We start from the raw sequence: 25,842 nt of genomic DNA, 5'->3' as shown, positions 1-25,842 counted from the left end.
AAAAGGGTTTAGGCCATTTCATCGCCAGCGGCTTGACATCTATACGAGTGTATAGTAGCCTCACTGCCATCGCCGGCCCCACGGCGAGCCCGGATTCGGAGGTGGCGCGCTCGTGTTCCGGTCCTCCCCCGCCCTGGCCCACGTCGACATGGACGCCTTCTACGCGTCGGTGGAGCAGCGGGACTTTCCCGAATTGAGGGGAAAGCCCGTCGTGGTGGGCGGCAGCGATCCGACGCGGCGGGGGGTGGTCTCGGCGGCCAGCTACGAGGCGCGGCGCTTCGGCATCCACAGCGCGATGCCCCTGCGCACGGCCTTCCGGCTCTGCCCGCAGGCCTGCTTCGTGGCCGGGCGCATGGAGGTCTACGTGGCCGAGAGCAAGCGCATCATGGCCATCCTGCGCGAGTACACGCCGCGGGTGCAGCCGCTCAGCCTGGACGAGGCCTTCCTGGACCTCAGCGGCACCGAACTGCTCTTCGGGCCGCCGGTGGAGACCCTGCGCGGCATCAAGGCCCGCATCCGCGAGGAGACGGGCCTGGTCTGCTCGGCCGGCCTGGCGCCGGTGAAGTTCGTGGCGAAGATCGCCTCGGACCTGGAGAAGCCCGACGGCTTCACCGTGGTGCCGCCCGGCGGCGTCGTGGAGTTCCTGCACCCGCTGCCCGTGGGGCGCCTCTGGGGCGTGGGTCCCAAGACCCTGGCGCGGCTCCAGGCGCTGGGCATCGCCACGATCGGGGACCTGGACCGCCTGGGCGAGGCCGAGCTGGAGCGCCTGTTCGGGCGCTGGGGCACGCGCCTGGCGCGGCTCGCGCGCGGCGAGGATCCGCGCGCGGTGGAGGCCGAGCGGCCCGCCGAGCAGTCCGTGGGCCACGAGCACACCTTCGACGAGGATCAGGACGAGCTGCGCGTGCTCGAGCGCACCCTGCTCGAGCTGGCCGAGAAGGTGGCCCGGCGCCTGCGCCGGCAGGGGGTGGCCGGCCGCACGCTGACCTTGAAGCTGCGCACGGCCTCCTTCCGCACCCTGAGCCGCTCCGTCACCGGCAGCGAGTGCCTCGATCAGGGGCTGCTCATCTTCCAGTCCGCCCGCCGCCTGCTGGACACGGTGGATCGGCGGGGCGAGAAGGTGCGGCTGCTGGGCATCTCGCTGCGCAATCTGGTTCCCCGGGACGCCGTGCCGCTCAGCCTCTTCGCCGGCGAGACGCCGGAACGCGAAGCGCGCCTGGACGGCGCGATGGACGCCCTCGGGGCGCGCTTCGGACGCGGGACCGTCAAGCGGGCCCGCCTGCTGGGAGGAAGTCGCTGATGCGCGTGATCGAGGACCGGCAGATCGACCTTTTCGCCACGGCGGCGCCGCGGCGCCCCCGTGCCGACCTGGACCTGGAGACGGCCCTGGCCAACGCCCGCCGCTTTCTGGTCACAGGCAGTCACCCCGGGGACTCCCGGGCCAATCAGGCCCATCTTCCCGGTCTCCCGGGAGGCCCCGAGCTCTATGCCCTCTGCCCGGGCTGTCCGGTCCATCCGGACGGCGGCATCTACCCGGCGACCGCACTGGCCCGGGTGGAGGGCTGTCCCGCCGGCCGGCGCCTCACGGCGCAGCTGGCGGCAGCCGGCGTTTTGACCGGGGAGGAGGGGCGCCAGCGGGCCGAAAGGGAGGGTTCGGCTCGCAGGGTTTCGGCAGAGCGAGACGCGCTCTCCCGCTCCTTCTCCCCGGCCGTTCCTCACCGCCGCCGACCGGAGCGGTGGTCGATCGACTTCTCCTTGACGGCCTTGACCGGCCTGTGCTCGGGTGCTTGTGAGCTCTTGGCCGCCCCGGGCCGGCAGCTTCTCGCCGCAGCCAGCCGCCGGGTCCGGCGCCGCTGGTACTTCCACAGGAGGCGGGCGATATGTCGCCAACGGCTCTCACGGATCGCCAGCGATCCGTGCTGGACTTTCTGAGAGATTTCCTGAGGGAAAACGGCTATCCCCCGACGATCAGGGAGATTGCCGGTCACTTCGACCTGCGCTCGCCGCGGGGGGTGCAGGACCACCTCGAGGCCCTGGAGCGCAAGGGCTACATCCGCCGCGCCCGGGAGCGCTCGCGCGGCATCGAGCTGCTCGAGCTGGGCGCGCGCCGGCCATCGGCGGAGGGCAAGGTGCTGCGCCTGCCCCTGATCGGACAGGTGGCGGCGGGGATCCCGGTCCTCTCCGAGGAGAACATCGAGGAGTGGATCGAGGTCGACGCCTCCTTTGCCGCGCGGGAGGGCAACTTCCTGCTCAAGGTGGTGGGGGACTCGATGGTCGAGGCGCACATCCTCGACGGCGACACGATCGTGGTCAGCCCGCAGGAGACGGCCCGAGACGGGGAGATCGTCGTCGCGCTGGTGGACGGCGAGGCCACGGTGAAGACCTTCTACAAGGAGCCCGGCGGCGTCCGCCTGCAGCCGGAGAACAGCCAGATGGAGCCGATCTGGGTGCCGGCCGGCAGCGCCGAGGTGCGCATCATCGGCAAGGTCGTGGCCGTGATGCGGGTGCTCTAGGGGCGGCGAGAGGGATCGCCGCCGCCGGCCGTCACGGCGCGCCCCCACTGCCCCGAATCGCCGCCGGCGCTTCCGCCTCGACCCTAGCGGCCCGCGAAAGGAGCCACCATGCGACGAGCCAACCCTGCCCGCGGACCGCTCGCCCTGGACCTCGGCCTGCTCCTGCTGCGCGTGGCCGGCGGCGCGAGCATGCTCGTCTTCCACGGCTGGGGGAAGCTGACCGGTGGACCCGATACCTGGCGCCGCGTCGGGGAGGCGATGGGCAACCTCGGCCTGCACGCCTGGCCCGTCGTCTGGGGCGCGGCGGCGGCCTTCGCCGAGAGCCTGGGCGCACTGCTCGTCCTCGTCGGGCTCTTCACGCGGCCGGCGGCCGGCCTGCTCGCCATCACGATGCTGGTGGCCGCCCTGTACCATCTGAACCTGCCCCCCGCATCCGCGGGCGCCGGCTGGCAGGGGGCGAGCCACGCGCTCGAACTGCTGGGCGTCTTTCTGGCGCTCGCCCTGGCGGGGCCGGGACGCTTCGCGATCCGGCGCTGAGGCGAGGTGGGCGGCGCGAGGAGAGGCGTCCCCAACGGGATTCGAACCCGTGTCGCCAGATTGAAAATCTGGTGTCCTGGGCCTGGCTAGACGATGGGGACGGACCGCAGCGCGGCGCGCGCACTCTAGCAATGCCCTCCCGCCTTGTCAACGCGGCTGGCTCGGCCGATAAGCGTGACAACCTGCCCCTGAATTCCGCCCGGGCGAGAGGGCGTGCGAGATCCCGGCGAGCCGCTTATATTTTCCAGCGCGGTGGCGCCGGGCTGGCCCGCCGCATCCTCAAGGACTCACGAAAGCGAGGCACGATGAATCGCAAGCTGCTGGCCCTCACGGGGCTTCTCGTTCTCGGTACCGCCGGCCTGGCCGAGGCGGCCACCTACACGATCGACACGGCCCACTCGAGCGTCGGCTTCGTGGCGCGCCACATGGTGGTCGCCAAGGTGCGCGGGCACTTCGGTGGCTTCGAGGGCAGCTTCGAGTTCAGCGAAGGCAAGCCGGAGACCTGGAGCGCCCAGGCGACCATCCAGACCGCCACGATCGACACGGGCAACGAGAAGCGCGACGACCACCTGAGGAGCCCGGACTTCTTCGCAGCTGAGGAGTTCCCCACCCTGAGCTTCGTGTCCAAGGGCATCGAGAAGCAGGGCGAGCACTACCTGCTCAAGGGCGAGCTCACGATGCGTGGCGTGACCAAGCCCATCGTTCTCAAGCTCGAGTACTTCGGCACGATCAAGGATCCCTGGGGCAACGAGCGCGCCGGCTTCAGCGCCCGGGGCTCGTTGAACCGCAAGGACTTCGGCCTGAGCTGGGACAACCTGCTCGAGACGGGCGGCGCCGTCGTCAGCGACGAGATCGGGATCGAGCTCGAGGTGGAGGGCATCCACAAGCCCTAGCGGCTCGCTCCGCCTGCGCAGCGTCACGCGAAAGGCCCGGGCGGCTCGCCCGACCCTTTCGCATTCGTGCGGCGCTACTTCAGCCCGCCGAGCCGGGCGATGCGCGCGAGGCGCCCCTCCTCGTTGGCCTGCAGCCAGGGATCGCTCGCAAGCACGGCGTGCGCCCTGGCGAAGTAGGTCCGCGCGTCCTCGCCGCGGCCCAGCGCCAGGTTGAGCTCGCCCAGCTCCTCGAAGACGTAGCCGTCCTGCGCCTCGCCCGCGGCTGCCAACTGCCGCTCGAGATCCCGCTGGATGGCCAGCGCCTCCTCGAGCCGACCCAGCGAGCGCAGGCAGCGCGCCACCGTCCACTCGGCGATGCGCAGCTCCGGCTGCTTGCCGCGCTCGCGGCGAAACTCGAGCGCGGCCTCGAAGTGCGCCAGGGCGCGCGCGTAGTCGTCGGCATCGTGGTAGCGCCAGCCCGTGTTGTTGAGCAGGGAGCCCAGCCAGCCGCGCGCGCGCTCGTCGCGGCTGTCCTTGGCCATCGCGATCGCTTCGAGGTTCCAGGCGAGTCCCGCCTCGCCGGGCGCGGCGATGCCCAGCATGTGCGCGGCGTCGACGGCGTGGAAGTCCTCCCGCTCGGCCTTGGCCGCCTCGAGCGCCGCGCTGAAGTAGGGCAGGGCCGCGGCCGGATCGCCCTCCGCGTTGAGCAGGCGACCGCGCTCGAGCAGGAGGCGCAGGGCGGCGACGCCCCCGCGGCCGGCCAGCACGCGCTCGGCCTCGTCGAGGGTGCGGCGCGCGTCGGCGAAGCGGCGCTGGAGGCCCTGGCTGCGCGCGATCTGTGTCAGCAGCTGCGCGTGCAGGTCAGGGTCGCCGGCGGCCACGACGGCCGGCAGGCGCTCGCGAAATCGCGCCTCCGTCGCGGCCGGATCGAAGTAGTCCCAGAGCGTGTCGAAGTCGGCCAGGGGCACGGTCTCCTCCTCGGCAAGGGCGGGCAGCGCGAGCGCGAGGCCCAGCGCGACGAGCAGCGACGCGCGCTTCATCGCCGCGCTCCGCGCGTGGGGCGCAGCCAGCGCCTCAGCCAGGCGCTGACCTCGCCGTACCAGTGGACGCTGTTCTGCGGTTTGAGGATCCAGTGGTTCTCGTCCGGGTACAGCACGAGCCGGGCCGGCAGGCCCATCGCCTGGTAGACGTTGTAGATCTCCAGGCCCTGGCTGTGCGGGACGCGAAAGTCGCGCTCGCCGTGCAGCACGAGCATGGGGCTGCCGAAGCCGGCCGCGTGGCGCATCGGGTTGTAGCGGTCCAGGCCCGCGAGATCGTCCCAGGGCTCGCCGCCCAGGGCGCGCCGGCGGCCCTGCGTCAGGTCCGAGGCGTACTGCGACTGGAGGTCGCTCACGCCGGCGTGGTTCACCAGACAGGCGAAGCGCCGCGTGCGGGCGGCGATCCAGGCGATCAGGTAGCCGCCGTAGGAGCCGCCGGCCGCGGCGAGCCGCTTCGGGTCGGCGAGACCCTCGGCGACGAGCAGGTCCGTGGCCGCCATCACGTCCGCGTAGGGCTGATCGCCCCAGCGGCCCAGGATGGAGGCGGCGAAGGCCTGGCCCCAGCCCGTCGAGCCGTGGAAGTTCACGCAGGCGCAGAGGCGGCCCTCGGCGGCGAAGACCTGCGCGTTCCAGCGCCAGTGCCACTGATCGCCGAAGGTGCCATGCGGCCCGCCGTGCACGAGCTGGAGCAGGGGGCGCCGCCGGCGAAAGGGCCCGGGTGGGTGGACGAGGAACATCTGCACGCGGCGACCACCCGCGCCCTTGAAGTGGCGCTCCTCGACGCGGCCGAGGCGCCGGCCCGCGAGCAGCGGCGCCGTGAAGGCGCTGAGCGCGCGCGGGCGGCGACCCTCGCGATCGAGGACGAGCAGCTCCGGCGGCTCGCTCAGCGAGGACGCGTTCAGGAAGAGCCGCGCTCCGGCCGCGGCAAGGCCGGCGTAGCTGCCGCCGCGGCGCAGGCGGCGCGGGGTGACGGCGCCGCGGCGCGCCGCGGCGAGAGGAATCGCATAGAGCGCGCTGCGCGCCGCCTCCTCGACGAGGGTGAGGAGGCGACGGCCATCGGCGTCGAAGATCCAGGCGTCGGCCGAGCGGTCCCAGTCCTCGGTGAGGACGCGCTCGGCGCCGCTCGCGCGCTCGCGCAGGACGAGCCGCACGCGGTCCGCGTAGAAATCGTGCTCGCGGCGGCCACCGTAGACGAGACTGCGGCCGTCGGGTGAGTAGCGCGGCCGGCGCGCGCCGCCCCGCCAGGCCCGGCCCAACTCGCGCGGGCGGCCGGGGACCACGCGCCCGTCCACCCGCAGCTGCAGGCGCACGGTGAAGACGCCCCAGCGCAAGGGGTCGTGCGGCGGACGGCTCGCGCAGGCCGAGAAGGCCAGCTCGCGGCCGTCGGGCGCGATGTCGTACTCGCCGAGGGGCTCGAGCGGGTCGAACCAGCGCTGCGAGTCCGGCGTGAGGTCGCTGAGCGCGCCCGTCGCGAGGTCCAGGCAGAGCACGTGGTAGTAGCGCTCCGTCTCGAGCCAGTGGTCCCAGTACCGATAGACGCGGCTCTCGGTGACGCGCGCCGGAAGCGCGCGCTCCTCCTCGCGCTTGCGCAGGGCGGCGGCGCCCTCGACGCCGGGGCGGCCGGCGGCCATCTCGCTGAGGAAGGCCACCCGGCGGCCGTCGGGGAAGCAGCGCGGATCCAGCACGCCGTAGGGCAGATCCGTGAGGCGCTCGGCTTCGCCGCCGGCCAGGTGCAGGCGATAGAGCTGCGGGCGATCGCCGAAGCGGCCCACGCCCGCGCCCGGGGTGCGCAGGAAGAAGAGGCCCTCGCCGTCCGGGCTCCAGACCGGCTGCCGGCAGTCGGCGTCGGCGGCGGTGAGGGGGCGCGCCGGGTCCCGCGGTCCGCCCTCGCCGGCCGCCCTCGCCCCCGCGGGCAGCAGCCAGATCCGGCTCTTGCCGCTGTTCTCGGCCAGGCTGTAGCGTGCAACGGCCACGGCCACCCATTCGCCGTTCGGCGATGGGGCGGGCAGCCCGACGCGGGGCAGGGTCCAGAGATCCTCGCTGCTGAGCGGGGAGACAGGCATGCGATGGGCTCCTCGCGGGGCGCCGTGCGCCGGCGTGAGAATCCGGCGATGATAGACGAGCCCGCCTCGGCGCGCCAGGGCCTTCTCGGCCGCTCCGGCATGCGCTAGACTGCCGCCGTCCGTCCGCTGGAGGAGGTTCCGATGACGACAGCCGAGCGCGTCCCGAGCCGCGAGGAGGCCTGGGCGCTGCTCTGCGCTCACACGCCGAGCGAGGCTCTGCGCACGCACGCCCTGGCCGTCGAGGCCGTGATGCGCCACTTCGCCCCGCGCTACGGCGGCGACCCCGAGCTCTGGGGCGCCGTTGGGCTCGTCCACGATCTCGATTACGACCTGCATCCCCAGGAGCACTGCCAGCACACGCCCCGCCTGCTGCGCGAGGCCGGCTGGCCGGAGCCGCTCATCCGCGCCGTGCTCAGCCACGGCTGGGAGACCTGCACGGAGGTGGAGCCCGAGAGCGAGCTGGAGCGCGTGCTCTTCGCCGTCGACGAGCTGACCGGTCTCGTCGCCGCGACGGCCCTGGTCCGGCCCAGTCGCAGCGTGCTGGACACCACCGTTTCCTCGGTGCGCAAGAAGTGGAAGAACGCGCGCTTCGCCGCGGGCGTGGACCGCGCCCTCATCGAGCGGGGCGCCGAGCGCCTCGGCCTGCCGCTGGAGACCCTGATCGCCGAGACCATCGCCGGCATGCAGACGGCGGCCGGCGCCCTGGGTCTGGCGGGCGAGCCGGGGGCAGTCGGCGCGGGAGGCGAGGGATGAGCGAGTCCGCCACCGCTGCCAAGTGCCCCAACTGCCTGACTCCGCTGGAGCCTGACGCCCAGGCGCCCGGCGCCCGGACCTGCCCGGTCTGCCACTTCACCGAGCGGCCCTGCCCGACCTGCGGCGGCTGGATGTGGAAGCAGGTCGAGGCGCCCGAGGACCTCGGCATCGAGCCGGGCGGTCTGCCCCTGGATCGCTGCGAGGTCCATTGGGTCTGCCGGAACCCCGACTGCGGCCAGCGCCTGGAGGCCGAACTCTAGGGTCGGGCGCTGGCGCGCGAGGGGGGCGGCGCTTTCCCGGCGGCTGTGCTAGAATTGGGGATCGGGCGCTCCCACCCGGGGCGCCGGCCACGCACTGCCCAGGGAGACGCCGTGCGCCAACTCCTCGCCGTCGCCGTCCTGCTCGCGCTGCTGCCCCCGCTCGGGGCGCCCGCCGCCCAGGCCCAGCCGCGCGCCTGGGCCGACAACCATCCGCGCCTGCTCGTCGATCCGGCGCTGCTGGCCGCCCTGCCCGACTCGATCGCCGCCGATCCGGCGAAGGCCGCTGCCTGGGCGGGCATGCAATCCGCGGCCTCGATCTACCAGAATGTTCCCGTCGACCTGGTCTTCGGCAGCAACTACGGCTTCGCGATGGCGCCCAGCCTGGGCCTGACCTCGCTGATGGCCGAAGAGCCCCTGGCCAGTGCCATCCGGCAGAAGCTGATGGACGCGACGCTGCTCCTGTTGAGCGCGGAGGACGTCTACGGCGGCGGCGACGACCTCTCCGCCGCGATCCGCCTGCGCACTCTGCTCTACATGTACGACATGATCTTCGGCAGTGCCTCGCCCGCGATCACGGCGGCGACGCTGGCGGAGATCCGCAGCTACATCGTCGCGATGAGCAACGACTTCTACTTCACGAAGGGCCTGTACAACCCCTACTGCAGCAATCACAGCATCGGCATCGGGGCGGTGCTGATCCAGGCCGAGCTCTGCCTGCGCGACGACTGGCCGGGCGACCCCGTTCTGGCGCGGGCGCGCAGCGTCGGCGAGGCGCTGATCGCGAAGGGGCTGAACGACCTGCTCGGCACGGACGGCAGCTACGGCGAGGGGGGACTCTACCTCACCGTCGTCTTCCGGTTGCTGGCGCCCGTCTACGCCGCCGCGCAGCGCCTCGACGGCGTCGTCCTCTGGGACTCCGCGAAGGTCGAGGCGGCCATCGAGTGGGCCGCCTACCTGACCGTGCCCGAGGGCGGGGGCATCTGCCTGAACCGCAACGACTGCTCGGAGTACAGCCGTCCCTTCGCGCTCCACACGACGCTCTGGGAATGGTCGCAGGTTGCGGTTGCCGATCCGCGCTTCGCGCGCTGGCTGCGCGACTACACCTGCGGTCCGCACGGCTTCGATTTCGGTTCGGTCGCGGACCAGCCCGCGACGCTCCTCTGGCACCGCACCGGCCCCCAGCTACCGCCGCACGGCTTCCTGCCCGACGAGCGCTACTTCCCCGTTCAGGGGCTCTACGTGCTGCGCCGCGGCTGGCCGGGCGATCCCCTCGCCGAGAGCCTGCAGTTCACGCTGCAAGCGGGCAAGTTCTGGGGCGGCCACTGGCAGGAGGACGTCGGCCACTTCACGCTGCGCGCCTTTGGCGAGCGCTTCGGCATGGACAACGGCCCCTCCGGCGTGGCCTCGGAAACCGAGGCGCACAGCCTGCCCCTCGTCGATGGTCTCGGCCAGCACAACGCGGGCGAGAGCATCGGCACCGACGGCACGCTCACCCTCGTCGTCGACCGCGGCTTCTGCCGCGTGCTGAAGGCGGACATGGCGCCTGCCTACAATGGACACTCGCCCTTCAACGACCCCGACTATCCGCTGCCCGGCACGGACTGGTCCTGGGGCTACGACGGCGGCAATCCGCTCGAGCGGGCGGAGCGCTGGGCTCTGGTGCTGCCCGGGACGGCGCCGGCGATGCCTGCCTTCTACCTGCTGGACGACCTGCGCAAGGACGCGCAGGCGCACGACTACGAGTGGCGCCAGCACTTCGGCGAGTCCATCGGCTTCAGCGCGGCCGGCGGCCGCTACACGCTGGCCAGCGCCAACGGCCGCCTGGACGCCGACCTGCTCTGGCCCGCGCCGACCGAAGCGAGCTGGAGCCTCGGCACCTACGACAACGGCAACAGCGATCCCAACAGCCGAGTGCTGCGCGTCGCGCAGCGGGCCGTGGACGCCCGCTACCTCTGGCAGTGGGAGCTGCTCGCCCCCGGTGTGCCCAGCCAGCCCTTGAGCGTCCAGCGCTTCGCCGGCGGCCTGCGCGCCACGCGCGGCGCGGCGGGGGCGCGGCGGGAGCTGGTCGCCGCCTGGGCGCCTGTCCTCAACGAGCCGGGGGTGCTGCTGGCCGGGCGCTTCGGCCTCGTCGAGGAGCAGGCGGGCGCCGCCGCCCGCAGCCTGCTCGTCGACGGCAGGGAGCTGCGTCTGGACGGACAGCTCTACATCGGAATCCAGCCAGCGGGCTGGGCCTGCGCCGACAGCGACACGGTCTGGCTCTCGTCGCCGCAGCTCGATTTCGAGATCTACGCCCCAGCGGCCGTGGCCGTGATGGCCGGGGACACGCCCGTCAGCTTCGCGCGCGAGGGCGACTACGTGGTGCGCGGGGACTGGACGACGAGCCCCGCGGGGCCGGCCGCGCCGCCCGCGGTCTGGAGCCTCGTCGGCGTCGCCGGCGCTGCGCCGCGCCTGCGCGTGGCGGGTCCCGGCGGCGCCGCGGTCCAGGTCGAGCTGTTCGACCTCCAGGGGCGCCGCACACGCCGACTGCACGAGGGACCGCTGACACCGGGCGAGCATCTGCTCACCTGGGACGGCGCCGACGCGCGCGGCCACCGCTGCGCAGCCGGCCTCTACTTCGCTCGCCTCAGCGCGGGCGGCGAGACGCGGCGCGCTCGCCTCCTCCTTCTGCGCTGAGGTCCCTGCCTCCCCGCGGGGGGCCGGGGGGAATCCCGCGCGCGCTGCGGTTGACGGCCTCGCGCCGGGGCCGTGGCAACGTCTCCTGAAGCCGACGATTGGCGTCAAGCGCGCCCGCCGACCTGCCGATCACATCCCCGGATCGACCACTCGCCCATCGACACGACCTGGACTGCCGGAGCCCGCTGCGGAATCATGCGCCTCCATCCACCCTGCCTCGCCTTCCTGACGCTGCTCCTGTTGCCGAGCCGGACGCCGGCGGCTCCCCTCGCCTACCACGAGCTCGGCCTCGTGTACGCGACGAACTTCAACACCCACGAGCTGGGCTTCAATCCGCAGAACTGGTCGGGCGCTCAGGACAGCCTGGGTCTCGTCTACGTCGGCAACACGGAGGGCTTGCTCGAGTACGACGGCCGCACCTGGCGCCGTGTGAGCGCGCTGGGCGAGGAAGTGGTGCGCGCCGTTCACTGCGATCGCCAGGGCCGCCTCTGCGTGGGCGCTCAGCACGACTTCGGCGTCCTCGAGCCGGACGCGAGGAGAGGGCTTCGGCTGCGCTCCCTGCGACCGCTGCTGCCCGCCGCCGCCGCGGAGCTGGGGGCGCAGGAGATCTTCGCGATCGTCGAGACGAGCCGCGGCGTCTTCTTCCAGGGCCGCACCGCCATCTTTCTCTGGACGGGCGGGTCGGACAGCCTGCAGGTCTGGCGCCCGGTCAAGCGCTTCCACGGCCTCTATGCCGCACACGATGCGGTCTACACGCGACAGGCCGACGTCGGCCTCCAGCGCCTGCTGCCCAGTGGCGAACTCACCTTGCTGCCGGGGGGCGAGCGCTTCGCCAAGCGCAGCCTGACCGTCCTGCTGCCGCTCCCGGAGGGCGGCCTCCTGCTCGGCGGCGGCGACGACCATGGCCTCTTCCGCTACGCCGAGGGTCGTTATCTGCCCTTGCCGCGCGCCCTGAACGAGCGGCTGCGCGACGCGCAGGTCTACCGCGCGCTCGCGCTCCCCGACGGCAACCTGGCGCTGGGCAGCCTGCGGGCGGGTGTCTTCGTGATCAGTTCGGCCGGAGAGCTGCTCACGCAGCAGGACAAGTCGACGGGGCTGATCGACGACATGGTGCTCGGTCTCTTCCGGGACGGCGCGGGCGGGCTCTGGGCGAACTGCGACAACGGCCTCTCGCGGCTCGAGCTGCCCAGCCGCCTGAGCAGCTTCGACGAGCGGCTCGGCCTGGAGGGCTCGGTCGAGGCGATCGCGCGCTACCGGGGCCGGCTCTTCGTGGCCACGTCCTGGGGTGTCTACGCGAGCCAGCCGGGCGACGGGCGCCTGCGCTTTGCGCGCGTGCCGGGCATCGCCACGCAGTGCTGGACGCTGCTGGCAACCGAGGTCGGCCTGCTCGCCGGCTGCAACGACGGCGTCTTCGCCGTCGGCGAGACGACGGCGACGCCCCTGCTGGAAGAGGGCACGATCTACTCGCTGAGCCGCTCGCTGGCGGATGCCGGGCTCGTGCTCGCGGCGGGCGAGCGGGGCGTGCACTGCCTGCGTCGACAGTCCGCCGGCTGGCGACCGGCGGGCGCGCTGCCCGGCGTCGCGGGAAACGTCCGCGGGGCGAGCCAGGATAGCGACGGTACCGTCTATCTCGCCTGGGACGAGGGGGGAGGCCTCGCCCTCGCCTACGGCGCCGGGCTAACGGCGGCTCCGACTCGACGGCTCCGGCTGAGTGGAGCGGAGTCCGGGCCGAGCCTGCCCAGCTACACACTGCTCGCCGTCGACGGCCGCGTCGCGATCGGCACCGAGCTCGGCCTGCGGCGACCGTCGCTCGCGGCGGCGACGGACGCGCTGCTGCCGCTCCTGCCCGATAGCAGCTTCGGCCGCTGCTTCGCCGACGGCAGCCGCGAGGTGAGCCGACTCGTCGAGTGCAGGGACGGCGCCTGGATCGCGACGGACGCTGCGGTCGGCCTCGCCCGCCCGGGCGAGACGGACTCGCTGGCCTGGATCGCGCCCGAACTGCGCCGGGTGACGCATCTCCAGCCGATGGCCCTGCTGCCCGAAGCGGACGGTGTGCTCTGGGTGGGGCACTACTACGGGCTGGCGCGCTTCGCGGTGCCCGTGCCGGCCCGGCGCCCGCAGCCGGCCGCCCCCCTGCTGCGCGTGAGCGCGGTCGATCCCGACTCCCTCTTGCGCGGCCCGCGACCGCCGTCCGGGGCGATCGCCTTGAGGCGGGACCTGGGGGCGTTGCGCTTCGAGTTCGCGGCGCCCAGCCTCGACGCGCCGTCGCGGACGCAGTTCCGCACCCGGCTCGAGGGCTATGACGCCGGTTGGTCCGCTTGGTCGACGGATGTGCGGAAGGACTACACGAACCTGGCGGGCGGCCGCTACGCCTTCCGCGTGCAGGCGCGCGACGTCTACGGCGCCGAGAGCGCCGAGGCGAGCTTCGCCTTCAGTCTGCCGCTGGCCTGGTACCAGACCTGGTGGGCGCGCGGGGGTCTCGGCCTCGTCCTGCTCGGCCTCGTCGCCCTGCTCGGTGGCAGCCTGAACCGCTACCGGATGCGGCTGCTCGAGGCGCGCATCCGGGAGCGCACGGCGCAGCTGGTCAAGATGGTGGGCGAGCTGCAGTCCTCCCAGCAGGAGGCGGAGCTGGCCCGCGCCGAGGCGGAGGCGGCCACGCGCGCGAAGAGCGAGTTCCTCGCCACGATGAGCCACGAGATCCGCACGCCGATGAACGGCATCATCGGCATGGCGCAGCTCGTCATCGATAGCAACCCACGCCCGGAGCAGCGCGACTACCTGGAGATCATCCGCAGCTCGGGCGACGCCCTGCTGGTCATCATCAACGACATCCTCGACTTCTCGAAGATCGAAGCCGGCCAGCTCGAGCTGCGCGAAGAGCCCTTCGACCTGCGCGAGTGCGTCGAAGAGGCCCTGGACCTCGTCTCGCTGCGCGTGGCCGAGAAACGGCTCGAACTCGCCTGCCAGCTGGCGCCCGAGCTCCCGCAGCGGATCCTCGGCGATGGGTCGCGCCTGCGCCAGGTGCTGATCAACCTCCTCTCCAACGCCGTGAAGTTCACCGACCGGGGCGAGGTCAGCCTGCGGGTCGACGCGCGCGCGCTGCCCGACGGACGCGTCGAGCTGCACTGCCAGGTGCGCGACACGGGCATCGGCATCTCGCCGGAGGGGCAGGCTCGCCTCTTCCGCTCCTTCAGCCAGGTCGACGGTTCCAGCTCGCGCCGCTACGGGGGCACGGGCCTCGGGCTCGCGATCTGCCGGCAGCTCTGCGAGCTGATGGGCGGCACGATCTGGGTGGAGAGCCAGCCCGGTCAGGGCGCGACCTTCCACTTCACGCTGCGCGCCGTCGTGGCGGCCGATCGACCCGCGGGGGGGCCGCCGGCCTGGCTGGCGGCGCGCCGCGCGCTGCTCGTCGAGGACAACGCGACGAGCCGCGCCGCGCTGCTGGCCACGCTGCGCGAGCTGGGCCTGAGCGTGAAGACGGCCACGACCGGCGAGGAGGCGCGCTCCTGCCTCGTTGCCGCCGCAGCGGCCGGCGCGCCCTTCGAGTTGATTCTCGTCGATGAGGAGGGGGGCGGCCTCGATCACGGCGACGGCGCGCGGCAGCTCGCGGCCCTGCCTCCCGCCGACGCGCCGCCGCGGGTCCTGCTCTGCGGCCCGAGCGCCGCCAGCAGCGAGGGGGTGCCGGCGGGCTTCGTGGGGACCCTCAGCAAGCCGGTGAAGCGGGCGCGCCTCGCGCTGGTTCTCGCGACGGTCTTCGCCCCAAGGGCGCCGGGGCGCGCGGGAGCGGGGGCCGGCCCGGGCGAGGGCGATGCGCCGCGGGCGGCGGCGACAAGCGCCGGCGCGGGCGGGCTGCGCATCCTGCTCGCCGAGGACAACCCGGTGAACCAGAAGGTCGCCCTCAGCATGCTGGCGCGGCTCGGCCTGCGGGCCGATCTCGCCGAGAACGGGCAGGTCGCCCTCCAGCGCCTCGCCGAGCAGGACTACGATCTCGTGCTGATGGACATGCAGATGCCGCTGCTCGACGGCCTCGGCGCCACCCAGCGCATCCGCGCCGAGCTGCCGGCGTCGCGCCAGCCGCGCATCGTCGCCGTGACGGCGAACGCGATGAAGGGCGACCGCGAGCGCTGCCTCGCGGCGGGCATGGACGACTACGTCAGCAAGCCGCTGCGCAAGGAAGACCTGGAGGCGGCGCTCCAGCGCGCCGGGCTCCTCGCCCGCCGCTAGCGCCCGCGCGCGGCGCCGGCCCTATTCGACCAGCGTCGAGGCTCGCGTCAGGCGCGAGAAACGCACGCCCTTGAGCCCGCCGATGCGGATGGCGAGCTTCTCGATCTCGCTCGGCCGTCCGCGCAGGAGGATCACCTCGAGGCAGTGGTGGTGGTCCACGTGCACGTGCGTGCTGCACAGCACGTTCACGTAGCGGTTGTGCTGCAGTTCGGCGAGGCGGTCGGCGAGGCCGCGCGTGTGGTGGTCGTAGCTGATCGTCAGCGTGCCGTAGACGCGCCCGGCGCCTTGCTCCCACTTCTCGGCGACGAGGCGTTCGCGGATCAGGTCGCGCACCAGCTCCGAGCGCGAGGGGTAGCCCTGGCGAGTGATGCGCCGGTCGAGTTCCGCGAGCAGGCCGGCCGGCAGGGAGACGCTGAAGCGCTGCAGGTCGTTCGCGGCCATGGCCTAGTCCCAGTCGTGCGCGTGGTAGTGCCGGTGCTCGAGCTCGCCGTGCCGGTGCGCGTGCCGGTGCAGCAGCCCTGCCGCGAGGAGGCGCTCGCCGTCGGCGAGAAGCGGCGCGACGGGGCCATCGTAGAGCAGGCGGCCCGCCGGGGAAAGCAGGAGTGCATGCGTCCCCAGCTCCGGCGCGAGGCCGAGCCGGTGCGTGCTGACGAGCACGGCGGCCGGTGAGGCGGCGAGGGCGTCCACCAGCCAGCCCGTGGCCGGGGGATCGAGGTGGGCGCTGGGTTCGTCCAGGAGCAGCAGCTTGGGCTCGAGGGCGAAGAGGCAGGCCAGGCCGAGCCGCTGCTGCTGGCCGCCGCTGAGCGCAAAGGGCGGCCGCTCGAGCTGGGCGGCGAGGTCCAGCGCGCGCGCCCAGTGCTCGGCGCGCGCTCCGGCGTCGGCGAGGCCGAGCTGGCGGGGGCCGAAGGCGATCTCGTCGCGCACGGTGGGGTTGAAGAACATCGTCTCGGGGCGCTGGAAGAGCAGGCCCACTTCGGCGCGGAAGCGGCGCCGGAACGCGCGCTCCGCGAAGGCCGCGCGCTCCAGGCGGCGGCCCGCGTAGCGGATCTCGCCGGCGCGGGCGTAGAGCAGACCGTCGAGCAGCTTGAGCAGGGTGGACTTGCCGGCGCCGTTGGCGCCGAGCAGGAGCGCCTTCTCGCCCGGCGCAAGCGCGAAGTCCAGGCCCGCGAGCACGGGCGCGCCGCCCGGGTAGGCGAAGTCCAGCGCGCGCACCTCAATCATGGTCCCACCCCCGCGAGCGCAGGGCCTGGGCCAGCTCGGCGCTGGCCGCCTCGCTGCGCCGGATGAGAGCGATGCCCATGGCCCCGGCGTGCCGGTAGAGCAGCGCGAGGCCCGGCCGCTCGAGGCTGCGGCTGGCGAGGGCGAGGCGGGCGTCGGCGAGCAGGCGGCGGCCGATCTGGATCTGCCCGGCCGCCAGCACGAGCAGGGCGCTCAGCCCGCGCCAGGGGGCGAGGGCGCGAAAGAGGTTCACGCGCTGGGCGACGAGCAGGCTCAGGCTCGCGATGAGGAGGACGCGCAGGTCCGTGCGCAGCAGCGTGGCGGCGCGCGAGCCGCCGCCCGCGGGGGGCAGGGCGAGCAGCGAGAGGTTCAGCACGAGCAGGAAAGGGCCCACGGCGAGCAGCACCCGGCCGAGGAGCCGCGGCGCGCCGCGACCGGCGAGGGCGAGGACCAGCAGCAGGCCGGCGCCGAGCAGGGCGGGCGCGTGCACGAGGGTCGCCGCGACCACCGCCGCCAGGTAGAGCGCGAGCAGCAGGCGGTCCTTCATGCGCCCGCGTCCGGCGGCGCCCAGCGCGCCAGGCCGCGGCAAACGGCGAGCGTGAGCAGTCCCTCGGCCACTCCGAGCAGCAGGTGGGGGACGAGGAGCGCGGGCACCGCCACCCCGAGGCCGAAGGGAAAGTAGAGCGGCGAGCCGTCGGCGGCGCGGCCCAGGCGCGGCTGCAGGCCGAGGGCGATGCCCGTGAGCAGGGCGGGCAGGGCCGTCGCCAGCCAGCCGGCGCAGAAGAGCGCGGCCGGTTCGTTCAGGCGGCGCAGGGCGCGCCAGATCGCCCAGGCCGCGCTGCCCCCGGCCAGGCCCATCGCGAGGGCGTTCAGGGGCAGGGTGGTGATGCCGCCCATGCCGAAGACGAGGGCCTGCAGCAACAGCACCAGCGAGACAGCGAGGAAGCAGAGCCCCGGCCCCACGCTCACGGCGAGGATGCCGATGCCCGAGGCGTGCGCGCTCGTGCCGCCGGGCAAGGGGAGCGGCAGGCTCATCAGGAGAAAGGCCAGCGCGCTGAGACTGGCCAGGCGGGGCAGGCGATCGAGATCGAAGCGGCGGCCGCCGGCCCGCAGCGTCCAGGCCCAGGCGAGGCCGGCCGCGCCCCAGGCCGGCAGATAGAAGCGCGGGCTGAGCATGCCGTCAGGGACGTGCACGGCGTGCCTGGGGCAGGCCGCCGCGGGCCGGGAGGACCGGCATCAGCGACGCCTCGCGAAGAGGACGACCACGCCAAAGAGTCCGAAGAGCAGGCCGACACCGGCGACGATCGGAGCCGCCCGGTCCCAGAGCGGGCGCACCTTTGCCGCCGCAGCGCTGCCGGGGATCATCAGCAGCGGCGGCCGGGCGGCGACAGTGCTATCGGCGGCCAAGGGCACTGCCAGCGACGAGTCGATCGCGATGGCGATGTCGGCGCCGTGCCCATCCTCGCTCGCCGCCGTGAGACGCCACTCGCCGGGGCGATCGGGCAGGAAACCGACGCGACCGGCGGCATCCGTGCGGCCGCTCTGAAAGGGGCTGTCTGCGCCGGGCGCGAACATCCGGTACTGCGCCCCGACCAGCGGAGCGCCATCGACATGGCGGATCGTCACGACCACAGCGCTGGCGTGGCTCACCGCATGGCGAACGCCATGGGCGTGAGCCCGTCCGGCCGCCGTGCAGGCGATGCAGGCGAGTATTACGAGTTCTCGTTTCATGCTACGCAGCGTAGCGATCGGTCGGGCCCCCGGCAAGCCCTTTCCCAAGGGTCCCATCCGTTCGCGCTCCTCGGGCGCGCGAACCGATGGCCGCAGCGCCGGCCTCTGCTGCGGCCGGTCGGCTCGGGATCCCTCAGTCCTCCGTGGGCGCTTCGACTTCGACGCGGACCGGCGCGCTCTCCCAGAGGCCGTGCCGGTTGCAGTAGGCCAGGGCGGTCAGATCGAGGGTTCCCGGCGCCGGCACCAAGTTGAAGGTCACGGTCGCGTTGCCGCACGCGCCCTGGCCGCCAAGCAGCCCCTGGGCGAAGCGCGCCTCGGCGAGCAGGCGCTCGCCGCTCCAGAGCTGCACCCAGGGGATGTAGTGCTCCGGGTCGTCCGTGTGCTCGGCCACGTGGCCGACGCGCACGGCGATCGGGAAGGGCTCACCGGCCCGCGTGTGCGGTGCGCAGTGGACGAAGGGCGTGTGACTATCGTCCGGCGGCTCGCTGCCGGAAGCCGGGGGCAGCTGTTTCGGGATCGGCATCGACTCCTCCTTCGCTCCGGGTCCGCGGCGGCGAACGCCCGGCCCCGGTCTCAGCCGACGATGTCCTCGCCGCCGTCGACGCCGATCACATTGCCGGTGATCCAGTCCGTGCCGGGCCCGCAGAGCGCGACGAGGGCGCCCGCCACGTCCTCGGGCAGGGTGAGCCGGCCGGAGGGATTGCGCTCGCGGGCCATCGCCAGGATCCGTTCGTTGCCCGGGATCATGCGCAGGGCCGGCGTGTCCGTGACCCCGGCGCGCAGGGCATTGACCGTGATCCCCCGCGGCGCGAGCTCCATCGCCATCTGGCGGGTGTGGCTCTCCAGGGCGGCCTTGGCGGCGCTCACGGCGCCGTAGCTGGGCATTACTCGGCTCCCGCCCGAGGAGGTCATCGAGAAGATGCGGCTGCCGGCGCCGAGCAGGCCGGCCGCCAGCAGGTCCTGCGTCCAGTAGACGAGGCTGTGGGCCATGACGTCGAGGGTCATCTCCATGCGGTCGCGGCCCATGGTGGGTGGTGGCTCGCCGCCCGCGACCGCCGCGGGGAAGTAGGGGAGCAGCGACCCGAAGGCGAGACTGTGCAGCAGCACCTGCAAGCGCCCGACGCCGACGGCCTGCAGCTGCTGGATCACCTCGTCGCGCTTCTCCTGGCTCGAGGCGTTGACGTTGAAGAAGAGCGCGCGCACCCCCGTCGCCTCGATGGCGCCGATGATCTCCTGGACCTTGGGCAGCGTCGCCCGGCGGTCCAGGTGCACGCCCGCGATGTGGCAGCTGCGGCGGGCCAGGGCCAGCGCCGACGCAGCGCCGAAGCCGCTCGACGCGCCGAGGACGAGGGCCCATTGACCCGCGAGGGGGTGGCTGGTCATCGCGGCCTCCGCGAAGGGGTGGGGCAGGAGTAGCACGCGCGGGCGCCGGGCGTCAACGCGGCGCCGGCGCGAGACTGGTGCGGTGGGGGACGCCGTGGCATACTGACTCCGCCTGCATCCGAAGGGCGGAGGCTGGGCGAGTCCAGAGCGACGGCGAGGTTGCGCGTGCGGGCGCCGCTGGCCATCTACACCGATTCGAGCGGCCACGCTCACGACACGGGGCACGGGCACCCGGAGCGCGCAGCGCGCCTCGCGGCGCTCGAGGGCTTGTTCGCCGGCCTCGATCCGGCGCGCTACCGCTGGCTCCGGGAGGCGCCCGTGGCCGCCGAGGGGGCCATCACCGCCGCGCACACGAGCGGCCACCTCGAGCGGGTGCGCGCCGGCTGCGCCCGCGGGCCGGGCTACCTCGATCCCGACACGCCGGTCGTGCCCGCGAGCTGGCGGGCGGCGCTCTGCGCGGCGGGCGCGGCGATCGCGGCCTGCCGCGCGGTGGCGGCGGGCGAGGCACGGCGCGCCTTCTGCGCGCTGCGCCCGCCCGGGCATCACGCCGAGTCCAGCCGGGCGATGGGCTTCTGCCTCTTCAACAACGCGGCGGTCGCCGCGCGCTCGCTGCAGGAGGCGGGCCTGGCGGCCAAGGTGGCCATCGTCGATTTCGACGTCCACCACGGCAACGGGACGCAGGAGATCTTCTGGGAGGACCCGACCGTGTTCTACGCGAGCTGCCACCAGTCGCCGCTCTACCCCGGCACCGGCCGGCGCAGCGAAGTGGGCGCCGGCCCCGGCCTGGACTGCACGCTGAACCGGCCGCTCGGACCGGGCAGCGGCGACGAGCAATACCTGCACTGGGTCGGGGGCGAGCTCAGCGCCGCGCTGCGCGGCTTCCGGCCGGACTTCCTGCTCGTCTCGGCCGGCTACGACGGGCATCACGCCGATCCGCTGGCCCAGCACGACGTGACGACCGCGGGCTACGGCCAGCTCAGCGCGCAGCTGGGCGCGCTCGCCGACGAGCTCTGCGGAGGCCGCCTCGTCGCCGTGCTCGAGGGGGGCTACGATCTCGGGGCCCTGGTCGAGTCCGTTGCCGCGAGCCTGGACGCCTGGTCCGCCTGAGTCTTGCCGCTGTTCGCCGCCTCTGCTATCTTGCGCCCTCGCCCGGGCCCCTTCGCCCGTCACCGTGAGGCTATCCATGAAGATCATCGCTACCCAGATCCGCGCCGGCCAGATCCATCAGATCGACGGCGAGCTCTTCCGCGTCACCGAGATGAATCACGTGACCCCGGGCAAGGGCCCCGCCCACGTCCAGGTCAAGATGAAGAACCTGCAGACCGGTGTGAACAAGGAGCTTCGCTACGGATCGCCGGACAAGGTCGAGCGCGTGGACGTGCTCAGCCGCAAGATGACCTACAGCTACCAGGATGGCAGCGACTACGTCTTCATGGACGAGCAGAGCTTCGAGCAGATCCACATCCCCGGCGATCTGCTCGGCGACGCCCTCCCCTACCTCGTCGAGAACACCAGCGTCGACGTGCAGACCTTCGAGGGGCGCGTCGTGGGCATCGACCTGCCCAAGGTGGTCGAGATGACCATCGTCGACACGCCGCCCGAGGTGAAGGGGGCCACCGCCACGGCGCAGACGAAGCCGGCGACCTGCGAGACGGGGCTGGTCGTCACGGTGCCCGGCTTCGTGCAGAGCGGCACGCGGATCCGCGTGGACACCGCCACCGGCAAGTACCTCGAGCGCGCCTAGCGCCCTCGCGGCCGCCCGGCTCAGCATTGACAAGGGCCGGGTGCGGCCCTTTCTTGTACCCGGACAGGAGTTGTAGGTCCTAAACCCGGCGACCGCGCCGCGGTCGCCCAGGCTGCCATTGCGGAGGAGGATCCGATGGCCGACGCCAACGAGAAGCGGGAGGCCCTCAAGCGGGCCGCGCTCGAGTACCACGCCGGCGGCGAGCGCCGCGGCAAGATCGAGGTCATCTCCACCAAGCCCTGCGTCACCCAGCGCGACCTCTCGCTGGCCTACACGCCCGGCGTTGCCCAGCCCTGCCTGGAGATCGAGCGCGATCCCAGCTTGGCCCGCCAGTACACGGCCAAGGGCAACCTGGTGGCCGTGGTCTCCAACGGAACGGCCGTGCTCGGCCTGGGCAACATCGGCGCCCTCGCCGGCAAGCCGGTGATGGAGGGCAAGGGCGTCCTCTTCAAGCGCTTCGCCGACATCGACGTCTTCGACATCGAGCTCGCCACCGAGGACCCCGAGGCGGTCATCGCCGCCGTCAAGGCGATGGAGCCCACCTTCGGCGGCATCAACCTCGAGGACATCAAGGCCCCCGAGTGCTTCGTCATCGAGGAGCGGCTCAAGCAGGAGATGCAGATCCCCGTCTTTCACGACGACCAGCACGGCACGGCGATCATCTCCGGCGCCGCGCTCGTCAACGCGCTCGAGCTGGTGGGCAAGGACATCAGCAAGGTGAAGGTGGTCTTCAGCGGCGCCGGGGCGGCCGGCATCGCCTGCGCGGACTTCTACGTCCTGCTCGGCGTGCGCCCCGAGAACATCCTGATGGTGGACAGCAAGGGCGTGCTCTGGCAGGGCCGCGGCGACGAGGGGCGCAACCGGTACAAGGACAGGTACTACCGCGCGACGAAGGCGCGCGACATCGGCGACGCCCTGCGCGGCGCCGACGTCTTCTGCGGCGTTTCGCTCAAGGACCTCGTGACGCCCGAGATGGTCAGGGCGATGGCGGACAAGCCCATCATCTTCGCGATGGCCAACCCCGACCCGGAGATCACCTACCCGGCGGCGAAGGCGGCTCGCCCGGATTGCATCATGGCCACCGGCCGCAGCGACTACCCGAACCAGGTCAACAACGTGCTCGGCTTTCCCTTCATCTTCCGTGGCGCCCTCGACGTCGAGGCGACGGCGATCAACGAGGAGATGAAGCTAGCCGCCGCGCGCGCGCTCGCGCGACTGGCCAAGGAGGAGGTGCCGGAGTCGGTCAAACGCGCCTACGACGACAGCGATCTCAGCTTCGGGCCCGAGTACATCATCCCCAAGCCCTTCGATCCGCGCGTGCTGGTCTGGGAGGCGAGCGCCGTCGCCGAGGCGGCGATGGCGACGGGGGTCGCCCAGAAGCCGATCGACCTCGAGGAGTACCGCGAGAAGCTGCGCGAGCGCCAGGACTGGTCGCGCGAGATCATGCGCAAGTTCCACGTCCTCGCCCGGCGCGATCCCAAGCGCATCGTCTTCCCCGAGGGCACGCATCCGAAGGTCATCTGGGCCACCAGCGAGATCGCCCGCGAGGGCATCGCCAGACCCCTGCTGCTCGGCCGTGCCGAGGAGATCCGCGCCCGCTTCGAGGAGCTGCACCACGACCCGGAGGGCATCGAGATCGTCGAGCCCAAGAGCGCGCCGCAGATGGAGGAGTACGTCAAGGCCTACTACAAGCTGCGCCAGCGCAAGGGGATCACCCAGGTGCAGGCCCAGCACGACCTGCGCGACTACTTCGTCTTCGCGACGATGATGGTGCAGCAGGGGCACGCCGACGGAATGGTGGCCGGCGTCACCGTCAACTACCCGGAGGTTCTGCGGCCGGCGCTGAAGATCATCGGCCCGCGACCCGGCGGCCGCCTCGTGGCCGGCATGTACATGCTCGTCCACGAGCACCGGCTCTACTGCCTGGCCGACTGCTCGGTGAACATCAATCCGGATGCACGCGATCTGGCGGAGATCACGCTGATGGCCGCTTCCGAGCTGGATCGCCTGCAGATCGTGCCGCGCATCGCGCTGCTCTCCTTCGCCAGCTTCGGCTCGGTGCGCACGCCCGAGACGGAGAAGGTGGCGGAGGCCGTGCGGCTCATCCGCCAGGAGCGTCCCTACCTGGTGGTGGACGGTCCGGTGCAGGCCGACCTCGCCCTCGACCTGGACGCGCTGCGCGAGCACTTCCCCTTCACCGAACTGAAGGGGCGGCCCAACCTGCTCATCTTCCCGAATCTCGATGCGGGCAATATCGCCCTCAAGCTGCTGGAGAAGTTCAGCGCCACCCACAGCTACGGACCGATCATGATGGGCATGGCCAAGCCGATCCACCTCGTCGTGCGCGGCAGCGACGTCGGCACGATCGTCAATCTGACGGCGATCGCGACGGTGGACGCCCAGACCGTGGCGCGCCGGGAGCAGCAGCTGCGCGAGGCACTCAACTTCGCCACCTAGGGCGAAAGCGATCGCCAAGCGCCGCCCGAATGGCTACGCTGGGGGTCCGGGCCGCCGCCCGGACCCTTTTCTCGTCCCCGCCCTCGCGCCGAGGTGAGGCATGGGAGAGCCGGTGGAACTGCTGATCGCCGATCTCGCCGCCGGCGGTGACGGCGTCGGTCGCCTGGACGGGCGGGCGGTCTTCGTGCCGGGAGCGGTTCCGGGGGATCGCCTGCGCGTGCGCCTCAGCGAGGAGCATTCCCGCTGGGCGCGGGCGGAGCTGCTCGCCGTCCTCGCGCCGGGGGCCGCGCGCGTCGCGCCGCCCTGTCCGGTGGCCGGTGAGTGCGGCGGCTGCCAGTGGCAGCAGGTCCACCCGCAGGCGCAGCGCGCGGCCCGGCAGGCCGTCGTCGAGGCGGCCCTGCGGCGCATCGCGGGTCTCGCCGAGTGGCCGGCGCCGGTCTTCGCGCCGACCCCGGCGCCTTTCGACTACCGTCGGCGCGCGGAGTACCGGCTCCTCGGCGCAGGCGGCGGCCGGCTCGCGCTCGGCTTCCTCGCGCGGGGCAGCCACCGCCTGGTCGAACACGAGCGCTGTCTGCTGCTCGAGCCGGCGCTGGCCGAGGCGGTCAGCGCGCTACGCGCGCATCTCGCCGGGCGGCTGCGGCGTCCGCTCGGCGCGGAGGTCGAACTCACTCTGCTCGGCGGGGCGCCGGCACCTGCCCTGCAGCTGGTGGCCACGGTCGGGGACGCCGGCCGCGAGGGCCGCGAACTGGCGGCGGCCCTCGCCGCCTGGGCACCGCCAGGACTCGCAGTCCACTGGGGGCTGCGCGACCGCGAAGACCGCTGGCTGCGGGAACCGCCGGGCGCGCCCTATCTGCTCGAGCAGGTCGAGCTCGCGGCCCCGGATGGGCGCCGGCTCAGCTACCCGCTCCACACGCGACCGGGGGAGTTCGTGCAGGCCAACCGCGCGGCGAACCGCCAGCTGCTCGAGGCGCTGCTCGCCGAGCTCTCGCTCGCCGACGCCCCCTGGGTTCTCGATCTCTACTGCGGGGCGGGCAACCTCAGCCTGCCGCTCGCGCTCAGCGGCGCGCGCGTGCTCGGCATCGAGAGCCGGCGCAGCGCCCTGCGCAGCGCGCGCAAGTCGGCGCGCGAGGCGCGGGCAGCGCGGGCTCGTTTCCGCGCCGGTCGCGTCGCCGAGCTGCTGCCAGTGCTCGCCGCCGAGGGGCGCCAGTATCGCAGCATCGTCCTCGATCCGCCGCGCCAGGGCGCGCCCGAGCTGGCGGCCTGGCTCGATCCTCTGGGGGTGCAGGAGATCCTCGCCGTGAGTTGCCATCCGGCGACCTTCGCCCGCGACCTCCAAGGCTGGTGCGCGCGTGGCTTCCGCCTGGAGAGCCTGCGGCTCTTCGACTTTTTCCCGCAGACCCACCACGTCGAGCTGCTCGCCCGCCTCAGTCGCGCCTGAGCCGGCCGCTGGCGAGGAGGGCCTCGACCTCGGCGAGGCTGGGCAGGCCCAGGCGGCCGCCGGGAGCGCGGCACTTGAGCCCGGCCAGTGCGCAGGCGAAGCGCAGGGTCGCCGCGAAGTCGAGCCCGGCGAGCAGGCCGTGGCAGACGCCGGCGTGAAAGGCGTCCCCGGCGCCCGTCGTGTCGACGACCGGCACTGCGAAGGCCGGTTGCTCGACGCGCGTTTGCCCGTCCCAGCCGACCGCCCCGCGCGCGCCGAGGGTGACCGTGACGCGCCGCGCGCCCGTGGCCCGCAGCGCCGCGAGCGTCGCCGACGCGCCCGGATCCACCGCCTCGCCGAGCAACTTCGCGGGAAAGCTCTCATCCGCGACCAACTCGTCGACGAGGGGCAGCAGCTCCCGCGTGCGCGGCTCGCAGTGCTCGGCGTCGAGGACGACGCGCCCACCCCGCGCCCGGCAGTGCGCCGCGGCGAAGAGACAGGCCTCCAGCTCGTGGCCGTCGATGAGCAGGATGTAGGGCGCCGCCGGCAGCAGGCCCGGCTCCAGATCCGCGGGGCCGAGATCGATCCCCCCCCCCCGGTGCACGAAGATGGTGCGCTCGCCGCCCGCCGCCGGCACGAGGATCACCGAGAGCTGGCTGCGCGCGCCGGGAACAGTGATCAGGCCCGCCGTGTCGACACCGGCCTCGGCGAACTCGCGCGCAATGCGCTCGCCCTCGGGATCGTCCCCCCGCTTGCCGACGATGCGCCCCCGGTGGCCCAGGCGCGCCAGGGCGACGAGGGCCGTCGCCACCTGGCCGCCGCCCTGCTCGAGCACGCCGCGGATGCGCGCCTTGCCGCCGGGCGGCGGGTAGCGATCGACGCTGTAGATGCGATCGCAGGCGCACCAGCCGAGGCCGAGCACCGCGATCTCCGCCGAGCCGGGCATTGGGCCTTGCTCCCCCG

At 73.1% G+C, this 25,842-nt stretch carries 22 protein-coding genes and 1 tRNA gene; 12 read left to right on the top strand and 11 right to left on the bottom strand.

All coding sequences use genetic code 11. The features are described from left to right. Nucleotides 1–148 precede the first annotated feature (148 nt). The 3 genes from FJ251_00775 to FJ251_00765 all read left to right on the top strand — a co-directional run bounded on the left by FJ251_00775 (nt 149) and on the right by FJ251_00765 (nt 3,047). Nucleotides 149–1,297 (top strand): DNA polymerase IV, encoded by a 1,149-nt coding sequence (locus tag FJ251_00775; GenBank protein ID MBM4116271.1) that lies wholly within the window; start codon nt 149–151, stop codon nt 1,295–1,297. A gap of 580 nt (nt 1,298–1,877) precedes the next feature. Further along, nucleotides 1,878–2,510, top strand: a complete 633-nt coding sequence (gene lexA / locus FJ251_00770; protein ID MBM4116270.1) for a transcriptional repressor LexA — start codon at nt 1,878–1,880, stop codon at nt 2,508–2,510. 108 nt (nt 2,511–2,618) lie between these two features. Beyond that, complete coding sequence (locus FJ251_00765; protein MBM4116269.1) at nt 2,619–3,047, top strand: DoxX family protein; 429 nt, start codon at nt 2,619–2,621, stop codon at nt 3,045–3,047. 23 nt (nt 3,048–3,070) lie between these two features. Here the strand turns inward: FJ251_00765 and FJ251_00760 are convergent. Continuing rightward, nucleotides 3,071–3,148, bottom strand: a tRNA-Glu gene (locus FJ251_00760). Between the two features lie 204 nt (nt 3,149–3,352). Between FJ251_00760 and FJ251_00755 the strand changes: the two genes are divergently transcribed. Beyond that, the gene (locus FJ251_00755; GenBank protein MBM4116268.1) at nt 3,353–3,940 is read left to right on the top strand and encodes a YceI family protein; all 588 of its coding nucleotides are present in this window, start codon (nt 3,353–3,355) and stop codon (nt 3,938–3,940) included. Between the two features lie 74 nt (nt 3,941–4,014). Here FJ251_00755 and FJ251_00750 read toward each other — a convergent pair whose 3' ends face one another. Beyond that, a complete protein-coding gene (locus FJ251_00750; protein MBM4116267.1) occupies nt 4,015–4,959 on the bottom strand; it encodes a hypothetical protein in 945 nt (314 codons plus the stop codon). Continuing rightward, nucleotides 4,956–7,019, bottom strand: a complete 2,064-nt coding sequence (locus FJ251_00745; protein MBM4116266.1) for a S9 family peptidase — start codon at nt 7,017–7,019, stop codon at nt 4,956–4,958. Before FJ251_00745 ends, FJ251_00750 begins: the two co-directional genes overlap by 4 nt. A gap of 141 nt (nt 7,020–7,160) precedes the next feature. Between FJ251_00745 and FJ251_00740 the strand changes: the two genes are divergently transcribed. The 4 genes from FJ251_00740 to FJ251_00725 all read left to right on the top strand — a co-directional run bounded on the left by FJ251_00740 (nt 7,161) and on the right by FJ251_00725 (nt 14,929). Continuing rightward, on the top strand, nt 7,161–7,772 hold the full coding sequence (locus FJ251_00740; protein ID MBM4116265.1) for an HD domain-containing protein: 612 nt from the start codon (nt 7,161–7,163) through the stop codon (nt 7,770–7,772). Then, on the top strand, nt 7,769–8,032 hold the full coding sequence (locus tag FJ251_00735; GenBank protein ID MBM4116264.1) for a hypothetical protein: 264 nt from the start codon (nt 7,769–7,771) through the stop codon (nt 8,030–8,032). Before FJ251_00740 ends, FJ251_00735 begins: the two co-directional genes overlap by 4 nt. Nucleotides 8,033–8,143: 111 nt before the next feature. Continuing rightward, nucleotides 8,144–10,705 carry a hypothetical protein gene (locus FJ251_00730; protein MBM4116263.1) on the top strand — a complete coding sequence of 854 codons (2,562 nt, stop codon included), beginning with the start codon at nt 8,144–8,146 and terminating at the stop codon, nt 10,703–10,705. A 195-nt stretch (nt 10,706–10,900) separates the two neighbouring features. Then, entirely contained in the window at nt 10,901–14,929 is a 4,029-nt protein-coding gene (locus FJ251_00725) for a response regulator (GenBank protein MBM4116262.1), read from the top strand. A gap of 21 nt (nt 14,930–14,950) precedes the next feature. On the opposite strand, the gene nikR is transcribed toward FJ251_00725, so the two are convergent. The 7 genes from nikR to FJ251_00690 all read right to left on the bottom strand — a co-directional run bounded on the left by nikR (nt 14,951) and on the right by FJ251_00690 (nt 19,261). Beyond that, nucleotides 14,951–15,370, bottom strand: coding sequence for a nickel-responsive transcriptional regulator NikR (gene nikR, locus FJ251_00720; GenBank protein ID MBM4116261.1), 420 nt, complete (start codon nt 15,368–15,370; stop codon nt 14,951–14,953). A gap of 3 nt (nt 15,371–15,373) precedes the next feature. Beyond that, complete coding sequence (locus FJ251_00715; GenBank protein MBM4116260.1) at nt 15,374–16,150, bottom strand: ABC transporter ATP-binding protein; 777 nt, start codon at nt 16,148–16,150, stop codon at nt 15,374–15,376. Further along, entirely contained in the window at nt 16,143–16,694 is a 552-nt protein-coding gene (locus FJ251_00710) for an ABC transporter permease (GenBank protein MBM4116259.1), read from the bottom strand. The genes FJ251_00715 and FJ251_00710 overlap by 8 nt, the downstream gene beginning before the upstream one ends. Further along, a complete protein-coding gene (locus FJ251_00705; protein MBM4116258.1) occupies nt 16,691–17,341 on the bottom strand; it encodes a cobalamin biosynthesis protein CbiM in 651 nt (216 codons plus the stop codon). Before FJ251_00705 ends, FJ251_00710 begins: the two co-directional genes overlap by 4 nt. A gap of 42 nt (nt 17,342–17,383) precedes the next feature. After that, a complete protein-coding gene (locus FJ251_00700; protein MBM4116257.1) occupies nt 17,384–17,878 on the bottom strand; it encodes a hypothetical protein in 495 nt (164 codons plus the stop codon). A gap of 133 nt (nt 17,879–18,011) precedes the next feature. Next, nucleotides 18,012–18,401: a dethiobiotin synthase gene (locus tag FJ251_00695; protein ID MBM4116256.1), complete on the bottom strand. Its 390-nt coding sequence runs from the start codon at nt 18,399–18,401 to the stop codon at nt 18,012–18,014. Between the two features lie 50 nt (nt 18,402–18,451). Then, entirely contained in the window at nt 18,452–19,261 is an 810-nt protein-coding gene (locus tag FJ251_00690) for an SDR family oxidoreductase (protein MBM4116255.1), read from the bottom strand. Between the two features lie 177 nt (nt 19,262–19,438). On the opposite strand from FJ251_00690, the gene FJ251_00685 reads away from it, so the two are divergent. From FJ251_00685 to FJ251_00670, 4 genes are all read left to right on the top strand, one after another. Next, a complete protein-coding gene (locus tag FJ251_00685) occupies nt 19,439–20,368 on the top strand; it encodes a histone deacetylase (GenBank protein MBM4116254.1) in 930 nt (309 codons plus the stop codon). A 76-nt stretch (nt 20,369–20,444) separates the two neighbouring features. Then, nucleotides 20,445–21,005, top strand: coding sequence for an elongation factor P (gene efp, locus FJ251_00680; GenBank protein MBM4116253.1), 561 nt, complete (start codon nt 20,445–20,447; stop codon nt 21,003–21,005). Between the two features lie 135 nt (nt 21,006–21,140). Beyond that, nucleotides 21,141–23,462 (top strand): NADP-dependent malic enzyme, encoded by a 2,322-nt coding sequence (locus FJ251_00675; GenBank protein ID MBM4116252.1) that lies wholly within the window; start codon nt 21,141–21,143, stop codon nt 23,460–23,462. A 100-nt stretch (nt 23,463–23,562) separates the two neighbouring features. Then, nucleotides 23,563–24,900, top strand: coding sequence for a class I SAM-dependent RNA methyltransferase (locus FJ251_00670; protein MBM4116251.1), 1,338 nt, complete (start codon nt 23,563–23,565; stop codon nt 24,898–24,900). On the opposite strand, the gene FJ251_00665 is transcribed toward FJ251_00670, so the two are convergent. Next, on the bottom strand, nt 24,887–25,825 hold the full coding sequence (locus tag FJ251_00665) for a sugar kinase (protein MBM4116250.1): 939 nt from the start codon (nt 25,823–25,825) through the stop codon (nt 24,887–24,889). The genes FJ251_00670 and FJ251_00665 overlap by 14 nt on opposite strands. Nucleotides 25,826–25,842 lie beyond the last annotated feature (17 nt).

Source organism: bacterium (genome assembly GCA_016873475.1).
GTDB lineage: Bacteria > Krumholzibacteriota > Krumholzibacteriia > JACNKJ01 > JACNKJ01 > VGXI01.
Note: the sequence above shows the minus strand (reverse complement) of the source record. Positions and strands in the feature narration are given on the sequence as shown.

Coding starts and splice junctions, on each gene's coding strand:
- FJ251_00690 (MBM4116255.1), bottom strand. CDS start 19,261: ATGACCAGCCACCCCCTCGCGGGTCAATGGGCCCTCGTCCTCGGCGCG.
- FJ251_00775 (MBM4116271.1), top strand. CDS start 149: ATGGACGCCTTCTACGCGTCGGTGGAGCAGCGGGACTTTCCCGAATTG.
- FJ251_00765 (MBM4116269.1), top strand. CDS start 2,619: ATGCGACGAGCCAACCCTGCCCGCGGACCGCTCGCCCTGGACCTCGGC.
- FJ251_00665 (MBM4116250.1), bottom strand. CDS start 25,825: ATGCCCGGCTCGGCGGAGATCGCGGTGCTCGGCCTCGGCTGGTGCGCC.
- FJ251_00675 (MBM4116252.1), top strand. CDS start 21,141: ATGGCCGACGCCAACGAGAAGCGGGAGGCCCTCAAGCGGGCCGCGCTC.
- FJ251_00745 (MBM4116266.1), bottom strand. CDS start 7,019: ATGCCTGTCTCCCCGCTCAGCAGCGAGGATCTCTGGACCCTGCCCCGC.
- FJ251_00695 (MBM4116256.1), bottom strand. CDS start 18,401: ATGCCGATCCCGAAACAGCTGCCCCCGGCTTCCGGCAGCGAGCCGCCG.
- FJ251_00700 (MBM4116257.1), bottom strand. CDS start 17,878: ATGAAACGAGAACTCGTAATACTCGCCTGCATCGCCTGCACGGCGGCC.
- FJ251_00670 (MBM4116251.1), top strand. CDS start 23,563: ATGGGAGAGCCGGTGGAACTGCTGATCGCCGATCTCGCCGCCGGCGGT.
- FJ251_00755 (MBM4116268.1), top strand. CDS start 3,353: ATGAATCGCAAGCTGCTGGCCCTCACGGGGCTTCTCGTTCTCGGTACC.
- efp (MBM4116253.1), top strand. CDS start 20,445: ATGAAGATCATCGCTACCCAGATCCGCGCCGGCCAGATCCATCAGATC.
- nikR (MBM4116261.1), bottom strand. CDS start 15,370: ATGGCCGCGAACGACCTGCAGCGCTTCAGCGTCTCCCTGCCGGCCGGC.
- FJ251_00735 (MBM4116264.1), top strand. CDS start 7,769: ATGAGCGAGTCCGCCACCGCTGCCAAGTGCCCCAACTGCCTGACTCCG.
- FJ251_00740 (MBM4116265.1), top strand. CDS start 7,161: ATGACGACAGCCGAGCGCGTCCCGAGCCGCGAGGAGGCCTGGGCGCTG.
- FJ251_00715 (MBM4116260.1), bottom strand. CDS start 16,150: ATGATTGAGGTGCGCGCGCTGGACTTCGCCTACCCGGGCGGCGCGCCC.
- FJ251_00710 (MBM4116259.1), bottom strand. CDS start 16,694: ATGAAGGACCGCCTGCTGCTCGCGCTCTACCTGGCGGCGGTGGTCGCG.
- lexA (MBM4116270.1), top strand. CDS start 1,878: ATGTCGCCAACGGCTCTCACGGATCGCCAGCGATCCGTGCTGGACTTT.
- FJ251_00750 (MBM4116267.1), bottom strand. CDS start 4,959: ATGAAGCGCGCGTCGCTGCTCGTCGCGCTGGGCCTCGCGCTCGCGCTG.
- FJ251_00725 (MBM4116262.1), top strand. CDS start 10,901: ATGCGCCTCCATCCACCCTGCCTCGCCTTCCTGACGCTGCTCCTGTTG.